Source organism: Ruegeria sp. HKCCD6604 (assembly GCF_013110635.1).
Classification (GTDB): Bacteria; Pseudomonadota; Alphaproteobacteria; order Rhodobacterales; family Rhodobacteraceae; genus Ruegeria.
Window position 1 is genome coordinate 841,694 of the sequence record NZ_WVQW01000001.1, and the last position, 11,593, is coordinate 853,286.

The window sequence follows — 11,593 nt, forward strand, 5'->3', positions numbered from 1 at the left end:
CCATGACCATCAACACTTCTCGCCGTGGGTTTCTGAAAAGCGCCGCCGCTGCCGGTGCCGTCCTTCTGGTCGGCACCCGTCCGGACGGTGCGCTGGCCGCGGCCTCGTCCGAGACCGCGCAGTTCAATCCATTTGTGAAGATCGATGCCGATGGCACCGTGACCGCCATCGTCAAACATTTTGAGAAAGGTCAGGGCCCGGCGACCGGACTGCCGACGCTGATTGCCGAAGAAATCGGCCTGACCATGGACCAGATCGAATACGAGTTCGCCCCCTCGGATCCGAATGTCTACAACAACCTGCTGTTCGGCCCATTCCAGGGCACCGGCGGTTCGACCGCGATGGCGAATTCGTGGCTGCAATACCGTCAGGCCGGTGCTGCCGCGCGCGAAATGCTGATCAACGCCGCCGCGCAAAGCTGGGGCGTGGATGCATCCGGCATCACCATCGAAGACGGCATCGTGAAGGCAGGCGACAAGTCGGCTCCGATCGCTGAATTCGTGTCCGCTGCGTCGCAACTGGACGCTCCGGCAGAGCCACGCCTGAAGGACCCGTCCGAATTCCGTCTGATCGGAAATGAAACGGTGCGCCGCAAGGATACGGCAATCAAAAGCAACGGCCAGGCGATGTTTGCCATGGACGTTCACCTACCCAACCAGATGATCGCCATGATCAAACGCCCCGAAGCGAAGGGCGGCATCGCGCTGGGCTTTGATGACAGCGCATCGAAAGAGGTCAAAGGCTATATCAGCGCCGCGGTTCTGCCCAATCAGGCGGGCGTCGCGGTGTACGCCGAGAACACCTGGGCCGCGATTCAGGCACGCGATGCGCTTGAGGTCGAGTGGGACATGTCCGGCGCGGAAACCCGCAACTCGGACCAGATCAAGGCCGAGATCATGGCCGCGCTGGAGGCTGAGCCCACGTATAACGTCAACAAGGCGGATTTTGCCGCTGTGGTAGCCGCCATCGACGGCGCGGACAAGGTCGTCGAAAATACGTTCTACTTCCCACTGCTGGCCCATGCCCCGATGGAACCGTTGAACTGCACCATCGAGCAGACCGCAGACGGAGACATCGTTCTGCATGACGGGGCACAAATGCCGACGGGACCTCATATGGCCTACCAGCAGATCTTTGGCCTGCCCGCCGAGAAGATCCACATCAAAACCATGCTAGCAGGCGGGTCGTTCGGGCGCCGCGCCACCCCGGATGCGGATTATCAGGTCGAGGCCGCCCTGGCCTTTGTCATCACTGACCGCTCGCGCCCGGTGAAACTGGTCTGGACGCGCGAAGACGACATTCGCAGCGGGTATTACCGACCGGCCTTTGGCCACAAGGTTCGTGTGGGTCTGGACGCCGAAGGCAACATCGTCGGGTGGCAGCACCAGATTGCCGGCCAATCCGTGATCAAGGGCACCCCGTTCGAGGCTGTTCTGGTTCATGACGGCATCGACCACAGCTCGGTCGAAGGCGTTTCGGACAGCCCCTACAACATCCCCGGCATGGCGGTGGGTCTGACCGACACGCCAAAGGCGACGACGGTTCTGTGGTGGCGCTCGGTCGGGCACACCCACACCGCCTATACGATGGAAACCATGATGGATCTGGTGGCCGAGGTCGCCGGTCGTGATCCGGTGGAGTTCCGTCTGGCCCATCTGCCCGACAGCAGCAACCCGGACCAGCAGCGCAAGGCAGCTGTTTTGAAGCTGGCGGCCGAAAAGGCGAACTGGGGCAATGCGCCAGAAGGCCGGTCGCAGGGGATTGCCGTTCACAAGTCCTTTGGGTCTTACGCGGCTGAAGTGGTCGAAATCTCGGGCGATCCGGAAAGTGGCATCAGGATTGAAAAGGTCACCTGTGCCGTGGATTGCGGTATCGCCGTGAACCCCGATATCGTGCGGGCCCAGATGGAAGGCGGCATCGGCTATGGCATTGGCCATGTGATGCGTGACCAGATCACCCTGACAAGCGGGGCCGTTGATCAATACAACTTCCCGGATTACGAACCGCTGCGCATCGGGGATATTGCTGCAATCGACGTGCACATCGTGCCATCGGCCGAAGCGCCGACCGGCGTCGGAGAACCCGGCACGCCACCGTCGGCACCGGCTTTGGCCAATGCGATCAAGGCCCTGTCAGGTTTGCATGTGGCGCAATTGCCCATGGAAGAACATGGCGTAAGCTTTGCCTGAAAACAGCTCTCCGCGCCGGTCAATACCGGCGCGGGCGTTCCTTGAATACCCAAGTCAGAATTTGATCAAATTTGGTGACAAAGCACATCCATTGAAGTAAATCACTGGGGAGTTTCACCGACGGAGCCCCCAATGGATCTGAGAGCCCTGCACAATTTTCGCGTTGCCGCATGTGACCTGAACGGTCAGATGCGGGGCAAACGCGTGCCCCCCGGCTATGCCGACAAACTGGGAAAAGGCGCCGTGCGAATGCCGTTTTCGGCACTGAACGTAGACCTGTGGGGCGCTGATATCGAAGGAAGCCCGCTGGTCTTTGAAACCGGCGACGCTGATGGGGTGCTGCGCCCGACCGAACGCGGCCCGGTCCCCGTGCCCTGGCTGGATACGGAAACAGCGCTGGTGCCGATGTGTCTGTATGATGATGACGGCGTACCCTTCCCGGGCGACCCGCGGCATGCCCTGTCCGCCACACTCGACCGCTATGCGCAACGCGGCTGGTCCGTTGTTGCCGCGACGGAGTTGGAGTTCACACTCGTTGACGCTTCTGCCGCGCAGCCGCAACCACCGGTGAATCCGATCACAGGGCGGCGCCTTGCGGATGAGGCCGTTCTGTCGGTTGCCGAAATGGACGCGTTCGAGGCGTTCTTTACCGACCTGTACGATGGCTGCGCCGCAATGGGCATCCCCGCGCAGACGGCCATTTCCGAAAGCGGCATCGGTCAGTTCGAAATCAACCTGAACCATCAGGACGCCATGCGCTGCGCTGATGATACGTGGCTTTTCAAGGCATTGACGCGTGGATTAGCACGCAGGCACGGATTTGCGGCCACCTTCATGTCCAAGCCTTATGCCGATGACGCGGGCAACGGAATGCATGTGCATTTCTCGGTGTTGGACCAGAACGGACACAATGTGTTCGACAACAACGGGCCGGAAGGCACCGAGATATTGCGGTCTGCCGTAGCGGGCTGTGTCGCGGCCATGCCGGGCAGTACGCTGATATTTGCACCTCACGGCAACTCCTACACACGGCTCATACCGGGTGCACATGCGCCCACGGGCGCCTGCTGGGCCTATGAAAACCGAACGGCCGCCATTCGCATCCCGGGGGGGGCGCCCGCCGCACGGCGCATCGAACACCGCGTCGCCGGCGGGGACATAAACCCGTATCTGATGCTGACCGCGGTTCTGGGCGCGGCACTTGTCGGCATCGAGGACAGCTTGACCCCACCTGCCCCGATCACGGGGAACGCCTATGACATCGTGGACCTGCCTCAACTGATGCCGGATTGGTCGAGCGCGATTGACACGTTCGCCACGGATCCCCTGGTGGCCCGGCTGTTCCCCGCTGACCTGATCCGCTATCTGACCATGACCAAGCGACAAGAGATCACCCGATTTGCGAACATCCCGCCCGAGGATCACTGGCTGTGCTATCTCGAGACGGTTTGACCCCCTTGCCGCGTCAACCAGTCTCGGTTAGGGTTAATTTGATCAAATTTGGTGACACATGAAAATCGGTATTCTACAAACCGGCCACACCCCCGAAGTGCTACAGGAAGAATTCGGGGATTATGACGAACTTTTCCCCGCGTTGCTGCGTGACAACGGGTTCGAGTTCGTGACCTTCGCCGTCGTGGACGGCACTTTCCCCGATGGCGCGGATGATGCGGATGGATGGATCATTACCGGATCGCGCCACGGGGTTTACGAGGACCTTCCCTGGATCGCCCCGCTGGAAGCGTTGGTGCGCGAGATCCGGGAAAGTGGAAAACCCCTGATCGGCGTTTGCTTTGGCCACCAGATCATTGCTCAGGCACTGGGTGGCAAGGTCGAGAAATTCTCGAAAGGATGGGCCGTAGGTCGTACGGAATACGAATATGACGGCAACAGATTATGGCTGAATGCCTGGCATCAGGATCAGGTTGTCGAATTGCCGAAAGAAGCGCGGGTTCTGGGCCGGAATGCCTTCTGCGAAAACGCGATGCTGGCTTATGGGGATACAATCTGGACGGTTCAGGCCCACCCGGAATTCACCAACGGATTCGTCGCAGGCCTGATGCGGACACGGGGCAAGGGCGTGGTGCCCGAAGACCTGATGCGCGAAGCCGCAAATCGCGAGACGGCCCCGGACGACAACGCCAAAATCGCGCGCCACATGGCTGAGTTTCTAAAGAAAGAGAGAGCCTGATGGCTGATTGGACCGATAAATTGCCGGAAGCCGCAAAGGCATATTTCCACGGGCAACGACTGGACGAAGTTGAATGCATCATTTCGGACCTGCCGGGCATTGCGCGCGGCAAGGCGGTGCCTGCATCAAAATTCGCAAAGCAATCCTATTTCCACCTGCCCGACAGCATTTTTTACCAGACCATCACGGGGGGCTGGGGCGAAGCGGCCGGCGATGACGGGTTCATCGAAAAGGATATGATCCTGAAGCCCGATTTCTCGACCACTTCCGCTGCGCCGTGGACGGGGGATTGGACATTGCAAGTGATCCACGACGCCTACGACCGGGATGACAATCCGATCCCCTACAGCCCGCGTAACGTGCTCAAGCGTGTTGTGCAGCTTTATCATGATAAGGGATGGAAGCCGGTTGTTGCACCAGAGATGGAGTTCTTTCTGGTTGCCCCCAACGTGGACCCGGCGCAGGGCATCAAACCCATGATGGGGCGTTCCGGCCGCCCGGCCGCGGCGCGGCAGGCCTATTCCATGACGGCCGTGGACGAGTTTGGCCCGGTGATCGACGACATCTATGATTTCGCCGAGCATCAGGGGTTTGAGATCGACGGCATCACGCAGGAAGGCGGCGCCGGGCAGTTGGAAATCAACCTGCGTCACGGCAATCCGGTGAAACTGGCCGATGAAGTCTTCTATTTCAAACGCCTGATCCGCGAGGCCGCGCTGCGCCACAATTGTTTTGCCACCTTCATGGCCAAACCGATCGAGGAAGAGCCGGGTTCGGCCATGCATATCCATCACTCGATCATCGACATGGAAACCGGTCAGAACATCTTCTCTGGTCCTCAAGGGGGTGAGACGGACGCGTTTTATCACTTCATCGCCGGTTTGCAGAACCACCTGCCCGCCGGTCTGGCAGTCATGGCGCCCTATGTGAATTCCTACCGGCGCTATGTGAAAGATCACGCGGCACCGATCAACCTGGAATGGGCCCGTGACAACCGCACCACCGGTATTCGCGTGCCCCTGTCCGGCCCGGAATCGCGACGCGTCGAGAACCGCATCGCCGGGATGGACTGCAACCCGTATCTGGGCATCGCGCTGTCGCTGGCCTGCGGCTATCTTGGCCTGGTCGAGCAGGAACGCCCACGTCGTCAGTTCTATGGCGACGCTTATGAAGGCGAGGGCGATATCCCGCAGGTCATGGGCGAAGCGCTGGACCTGTTCGACGAGGCCACTGCCCTGCACGAAGTTCTGGGCCCCGAATTCGCCCGCGTTTACGGCATCGTCAAACGGGCCGAGTACGAGGAGTTCCTACAGGTCATCTCTCCGTGGGAACGTGAACATCTGCTGATCAACGTCTGAGACCTTCCGTGAACCTGCTTTATTCCAATGACCGCAGGGGCCAGTACCCTGACAGTTGGTATGCCGCGACGGCACATCCGATGGATCGCTTTCCCGCGTTGTCAGAAGACACCAAGGCGGATGTATGCGTTGTCGGTGGCGGTTATACGGGGCTGTCCGCGGCCCTTCATCTGGCCGAAGCCGGGTTCGACGTCGTGCTGCTTGAAGCGCACCGCGTCGGCTTTGGCGCGTCGGGCCGAAACGGCGGCCAGTTGGGCAGCGCGCAGCGGATGGACCAGGAAGACCTCGAGCGTCTTGTAGGCGATGCCGACGCCGCCAGGCTGTGGGAACTGGCCGAAGACGCCAAGGATCTGGTCAAATCCCTGATTGCAAAACACCGGATCGCGTGTGACCTGAAACCCGGTGTCGCCGTTCTGGGCCTGAGCAAATCCGAGCAGAAAGAGCTGCATGACCACGCCGGCCATCTTTCCGAGCGGTATGGATACGACCAGATCGAGCTGCTGGACGAAAACGCGGGTCATTCGCTGTGCCCGTCACCAGCCTATCACGGGGGGTATCTGGATACGGGTGCGGCGCATCTGCACCCTTTGAACTTTGCGTTGGGATTGGCGCAAGCCGCGGCCAAAGCGGGCGTTCGCATCCATGAAAGCACCGAAGTGACCGGGATCGACGAGGGCCAGACGGCAGTGATCCGAACTGCACACGGCAACGTTCGGGCCAAGCACGTCATTCTGGCCTGCAACGGGTATCTGGGCGATCTCAATCGTTCCGTCGCCGCCAGGGTCATGCCCATCAACAATTTCATCGCGGCCACCGAGCCCCTAGGAAAGGATGCCGCGCGGGTTTTGACCCGGGATGTGGCGGTTGCGGATACGAAATTCGTGGTGAACTACTTTCGCCTAAGCGCCGATGGCCGCCTCTTGTTCGGAGGCGGCGAAAGCTATGGCTATCGCTTTCCATCGGATGTCGCCGCCAAGGTCCGCAAACCCATGACGGAAATTTTCCCGCATTTGCGGGATGTGAAGATCGACTATGCCTGGGGCGGAACGCTGGCCATTACCATGCGGCGGATGCCGTATCTGGCCCGTGTTGCACCCAATATCCTTTCGGCTTCGGGATATTCCGGTCACGGTGTCGGCACTGCGACCCATGCCGGACAACTCATGGCGATGGCGATTCAGGGTCAGGCCGAAGGGTTTGACACGATGGCACGCGTGCCCGCGCTGTCTTTCCCCGGCGGCCCCGCCCTGCGCAATCCGTTGCTTGTGCTGGCCATGACGTGGTTCGCACTGCGCGACCGGCTTGGAATCTGATCCACGTAAATTGCGACAGATTGGTGAATTTTCGCCTGCCCGGCGATTGGGACTTGGATTGCCTTCCGAATATCTTTATCTTTCCCAAAGATAGAATTCGGGAATTCCAAATATGACGCTGCCCCCCAACGTTCACGACGCCGAGCCCATCCCTGCCGCCGCCAAGGACGCGATCGAGGCCCTGATGCAGTCAGGTGATCTGTTCCGATATACAGCACCGCAGGATGCCCCTGTGGCCTTGCTTGAGGCAGAGTTCGCGGAATTGTTGGGCACGAAGTACGCCTTGGCGGTGTCGTCCTGCTCGGCCGCGCTGTTTCTGTCGCTCAAAGCTCTGGGCCTGCCCCGTGACGCGCGTGTTCTTATCCCGGGCTTCACCTTCGCTGCCGTACCGTCGTCGGTCGTCCACGCCGACTGCATTCCGGTTCTGTGCGAAGTGGGTGAAAACTATCGCATCGACATGGCCGATTTCGAAGCCAAGCTGGACAACATTCAGGCTGTCATCATCAGCCACATGCGCGGGCATACATCCGACATGGATGCGATCATGGCCTTGTGCGACGCACGAAACATTCCGGTGATCGAGGATGCCGCGCATTCGCTGGGCACCACATGGCATGGCCGCAATATCGGTACGATCGGAAAGGCCGGATGTTTCTCATTCCAATCCTACAAGATGATCAATGCCGGCGAAGGTGGCATCCTGATCACGAACGATGCAGATCTTGTCGCGCGGGCCGTCATCATGTCGGGCGCGTATGAACACAATTGGAAGAAGCACAAAGGTCCGCAGGGCGACAACTCACCCGAACTGCAAGAGGCCTTTGCCCGCTGGCAGAACAAGCTGCCGCTGTACAACCTTCGCCTGAGCAACCTCAGCGCCGCCGTGATCCGTCCGCAGCTTCCGGAACTGGCGCGCCGCGTCCGCGATGGCCTGGCGAACCACGATTACGTGGCCGGCCGCCTGAACACCTCGCCTCATATCGAGGTTCCCGCCCCGCTCCCCCCCGAGCAGCGTGCGCCGGATTCGATCCAGTTCAATCTTGTCGGAATGCAGGAACATGAGATCCGCGCCTTTGCCGCAGCGTCCGAGGCGCGCGGCGTCAAGGTTCAGGTTTTTGGTCTGAGCGAAGACAACGCCCGCGCCTTCTGGAACTGGCAATTCCTTCCGGAATCTTTCGACCTGCCCAAGACGCGCGACATGCTGATGAAGGCCTGTGACGTGCGCCTGCCCGTCCGACTGACCCGCGAAGAGCTGGACGTGATTGCAGACATCCTGCTGGCATCGGTTGGCGAAGTGACCGGCCCGATGCCGGTTTACGGGACGTAAGACGAAGGCACTTTGAACAAGAAAGGCCCGCACGATGCGGGCCTGTTTCTTTGTTCGGAACGGATCAATTCAGCTTGGACAGTTTTTGCTGCAACTCGGCCAGCTGTTTCTTGATGTCGTCCAGATCCTCTTTCGGTTCGGACTTGTCCTCTTCCTTTTCCGGGCTGGACCATCCGCTGGACAGCCCACTGGTCATCGCCTTCAGGAAAGCCTGTTGCTGCGCCTGCAACGCGTCAAAACCCGGCATCTGAGACATCGGATTCATCGCGCTCATGTTTTCCATCATCTTGTTTTGGCTTTCGCGCAGCATCTCGAACGAGCTTTGCAGAAACTGGGGCATCATTCCCCCGCCCGGCAGCATGTAACTGCGCACCAGATCATTCAGTACATTCACCGGCAGCACGTTTTCACCCCGGCTTTCATGTTCGGCAATGATTTGCAGAAGATACTGACGTGTCAGGTCATCGCCTGTTTTCAGATCAATGATCTGCACTTCGCGCCCGTCGCGGATGAACCCCGCGATATCTTCGAGCGTCACGTAATCGCTGGTCTCGGTATTATACAGCCGACGGCTGGCATAGCGCTTGATAAGCAGCGGTTTTTCTTGGTCCGACACCGGGTTCCCTCCCCAAGGATGATGCGTTGCAGCACAGGTTATGCGAGTGCAGCACAAAAAGAAAGGGCAGGTCAATGGACCTGCCCAACGCGATTGCACCTAATGGGAGGGTTGGGTGCGCTTCGCGGACGTTTCTTACTTTGCAGCTGCAGCTTTCTTAGCTGCGGTGGTGACCTCGTTGGTCGCCTTTTTGACGGCAGCGGTTGCTTCTTCCGCGGCGTCTTTGCCGGCAGCCATCAGCAGCTCGACGGTTTCGGTTTGAACTTTTTTCGCGATTTCAGCGAAAGCGGCCAGATTTTCAGCTGCAACTTCAGCCGACGCGCTTGCGAAGTCGGTTGCGGCTTTTGCGTAGTCAGCAGGCTCTGCCTTGGCTTTCGACATCTCGCTCAGCTTGGCCAGGGTGTCCTTGGTCCATTTGTTCGAGATCTCGGCCGATTTCTCAGCAGCGTCCAGGGCAACGCCCGACAGCTTCTCGTTCAGCGAAGCGGTCGATTTGAATGCGCCTTCCATTGCGGTGGTGTCCACCGGAAATGCACCCATCATGTCTTTCATGATCGCGGTAAAGTCTTGGGTCTTTGCCATTGTCCTAATCCTTTTAGCCGGTCCGGGCCCACCCCGGGTTTCATCAGCTTGAGGACAATATGATTGCTGCACCGCAGCATTGCAAGTTTTTTCTTGCTGCGACGCAGAATTTTTAAGTTTCAAAATGAAATCAGGCGTTTGGTTTCGCCACAACATAAGTCCCGGGTGCGGATGCAAGGCTCGGGTGCTTCGAATCACCCGGCTCACGGGCCGGAACCTGCTTGCCGGACCGCTTCTTCAACCACGCGTCCCACATTGGCCACCAGGACCCCTCGTGAAAATCAGCTTCTTTCAGCCAGGTGCTGGCGTCCGACTTCATATCCGGGTTGGTGTAGTGGCCATATTTCTTCTTGCTGGGCGGGTTCACGATACCCGCAATATGACCCGATTCTGAAACCACGAAGGTTTTGGACCGCGAGCCCATTTTCTGCACGCCGCGGTAACAGTCTTTCCATGCCGCGATGTGGTCGGTTTCGCAGGTTATGGCCATCAGCGGCACATCCACGTCTTCGAGTTTCAGCTTGTGCCCCATCAACTCGAAACCATCGGTCGCGAACTCGTTGCGCTGGCAGAGGCCTCGCAGATATTCCACGGCCATTTTTGCTGGCAGGTTTGCACCATCGCCGTTCCAGTAAAGCAGATCAAAGGCAGGAGGCACTTCCCCCATCATGTAGCTGCGAATGGCCGGACCATAAATCAGGTCGCGTGATCGCAGGAACGACATGGTGCGCGCCATGATCCACGACCGCAGAACGCCCTCCTTTTTTACTTCCTCTTCGATTCCGTCGATGAAGTCGTTTTGCAGGAATGGCGTAAACTCACCCTGATCGGAAAAATCCGTCAGTGCCGTGAACAGCGTTGCGGATTTGACCGACTTGTCGCCACGCTGTTTCAGCAAAGACAAGGTCAGGCTCAGCGTCGTGCCCGCGATGCAATAACCCACAGCGTTGACCTGTTTGACCTTGCAGATCTTCTTGGCCGTTTCGATTGCGGTCAGGAAACCGTCCTGAATATAGTCTTCCATGCCGGTTTCGGCATAGCTTTCATCCGGGTTCACCCAGCTTACGACAAACAGGGTATAGCCCTGTTCGGTGATCCATTTGATCATGCTGTTCTGGGCTTTCAGATCCAGAATATAGAACTTGTTGATCCAGGGCGGGAAAAGAACGATGGGCGTCTCATAAACCGTTTCAGTCACCGGCTTGTATTGGATCAGCTCCATCATCCGGTTGCGATATATGACCTCGCCCGGCGTTGTCGCCAGGTTTCCACCAACCTCGAACGCGCTTTCATCCGCCAGTTTGACGACCAACTCGCCATCATTGGCTTCGAGGTCTGAAACAAGGTTCTCCAACCCTTTTATCAGCGACTGACCTTCGGTCTCGACCGCCTTTTCCAGAGCATCCGGGTTAGTCGCCAGAAAATTCGTGGGCGCCATCATGTCGATGATCTGCTGCGAAAAATACTGTAGGCGTCGTTTGTCCTTGGCATCCAGATCATCGACCGACGAGACAGCCTGCGCAATCGCTTCCGCGTTCGTCAGGTATTGCTGCCGGATCAGTCGGAAATAAGGGTTTGTCTCCCAAAGGGGATTGGAGAACCGTTTGTCACCGGGCTTGGTTTCCTTGGTTTCCACCTCACCCGTAGTCAGCGCTTTCTGCGCTTCGGCAAAGTTGAGAACCGACTTGCCCCAGAATTCTATCTGTTGCTCCAACAGTTTGGCGGGATTTTGCCATGCATCGGCCCAATACGCCGTTGCTGCTCGTGCGAAAAGCTCTTGATTCGGGCCGTCCAGCGATGGGGTGTGCGACTTTTTTGACGCCATAATTTCAATCAGGCGCTTCGAGAGCTGCTCGACCTTTTCCATATTTTCTTTAATTCGTTCAATATGTTCTTCGGACACGTCCGGCATTTGGTCTTCACTTGTTGTCATTTTAACAATTCCACCCTAACCTCGCTGCCATGCAGAATAACGTCGTGGGTGCTGGGGGGCAAAGCGACGAATGGTCCGAACTCT

The 11,593-nt window shown here is 58.6% G+C and carries 9 protein-coding genes; 6 read left to right on the top strand and 3 right to left on the bottom strand.

The features are described 5' to 3' along the window. Positions 1-2 precede the first annotated feature (2 nt). The 6 genes from GS614_RS04205 (at position 3) to GS614_RS04230 (ending at position 8,378) form a co-directional block, all read left to right on the top strand. Positions 3-2,189, top strand: a complete 2,187-nt coding sequence (locus GS614_RS04205; RefSeq protein WP_171725570.1) for a xanthine dehydrogenase family protein molybdopterin-binding subunit — start codon at positions 3-5, stop codon at positions 2,187-2,189. A 132-nt stretch (positions 2,190-2,321) separates the two neighbouring features. Beyond that, positions 2,322-3,641: a glutamine synthetase family protein gene (locus GS614_RS04210; RefSeq protein WP_171725571.1), complete on the top strand. Its 1,320-nt coding sequence runs from the start codon at positions 2,322-2,324 to the stop codon at positions 3,639-3,641. A 58-nt stretch (positions 3,642-3,699) separates the two neighbouring features. Next, positions 3,700-4,380, top strand: a complete 681-nt coding sequence (locus tag GS614_RS04215) for a type 1 glutamine amidotransferase (protein WP_171725572.1) — start codon at positions 3,700-3,702, stop codon at positions 4,378-4,380. Then, the gene (locus GS614_RS04220; RefSeq protein ID WP_152458471.1) at positions 4,380-5,738 is read left to right on the top strand and encodes a glutamine synthetase family protein; all 1,359 of its coding nucleotides are present in this window, start codon (positions 4,380-4,382) and stop codon (positions 5,736-5,738) included. Before GS614_RS04215 ends, GS614_RS04220 begins: the two co-directional genes overlap by 1 nt. 8 nt (positions 5,739-5,746) lie before the next feature. Beyond that, on the top strand, positions 5,747-7,051 hold the full coding sequence (locus GS614_RS04225) for an FAD-dependent oxidoreductase (protein WP_171725573.1): 1,305 nt from the start codon (positions 5,747-5,749) through the stop codon (positions 7,049-7,051). 112 nt (positions 7,052-7,163) lie between these two features. Further along, positions 7,164-8,378: a DegT/DnrJ/EryC1/StrS aminotransferase family protein gene (locus GS614_RS04230; protein WP_170343849.1), complete on the top strand. Its 1,215-nt coding sequence runs from the start codon at positions 7,164-7,166 to the stop codon at positions 8,376-8,378. Positions 8,379-8,442: 64 nt separating this feature from the next. Here the strand turns inward: GS614_RS04230 and phaR are convergent, their stop codons facing one another. The 3 genes from phaR to GS614_RS04245 form a co-directional block, all read right to left on the bottom strand. After that, positions 8,443-8,994 carry a polyhydroxyalkanoate synthesis repressor PhaR gene (gene phaR / locus GS614_RS04235; RefSeq protein WP_152458474.1) on the bottom strand — a complete coding sequence of 184 codons (552 nt, stop codon included), beginning with the start codon at positions 8,992-8,994 and terminating at the stop codon, positions 8,443-8,445. Between the two features lie 135 nt (positions 8,995-9,129). After that, positions 9,130-9,576 (bottom strand): phasin family protein, encoded by a 447-nt coding sequence (locus GS614_RS04240; RefSeq protein ID WP_152458475.1) that lies wholly within the window; start codon positions 9,574-9,576, stop codon positions 9,130-9,132. Between the two features lie 130 nt (positions 9,577-9,706). Further along, positions 9,707-11,509: an alpha/beta hydrolase gene (locus GS614_RS04245; protein WP_171725574.1), complete on the bottom strand. Its 1,803-nt coding sequence runs from the start codon at positions 11,507-11,509 to the stop codon at positions 9,707-9,709. Positions 11,510-11,593: the final 84 nt, after the last annotated feature.

Excerpts from the sequence above, each read along its gene's own strand:
- GS614_RS04205 (WP_171725570.1), top strand. The coding sequence starts at position 3 with ATGACCATCAACACTTCTCGCCGTGGGTTTCTGAAAAGCGCCGCCGCT.
- GS614_RS04210 (WP_171725571.1), top strand. The coding sequence starts at position 2,322 with ATGGATCTGAGAGCCCTGCACAATTTTCGCGTTGCCGCATGTGACCTG.
- GS614_RS04215 (WP_171725572.1), top strand. The coding sequence starts at position 3,700 with ATGAAAATCGGTATTCTACAAACCGGCCACACCCCCGAAGTGCTACAG.
- GS614_RS04220 (WP_152458471.1), top strand. The coding sequence starts at position 4,380 with ATGGCTGATTGGACCGATAAATTGCCGGAAGCCGCAAAGGCATATTTC.
- GS614_RS04230 (WP_170343849.1), top strand. The coding sequence starts at position 7,164 with ATGACGCTGCCCCCCAACGTTCACGACGCCGAGCCCATCCCTGCCGCC.
- GS614_RS04240 (WP_152458475.1), bottom strand. The coding sequence starts at position 9,576 with ATGGCAAAGACCCAAGACTTTACCGCGATCATGAAAGACATGATGGGT.
- GS614_RS04245 (WP_171725574.1), bottom strand. The coding sequence starts at position 11,509 with ATGACAACAAGTGAAGACCAAATGCCGGACGTGTCCGAAGAACATATT.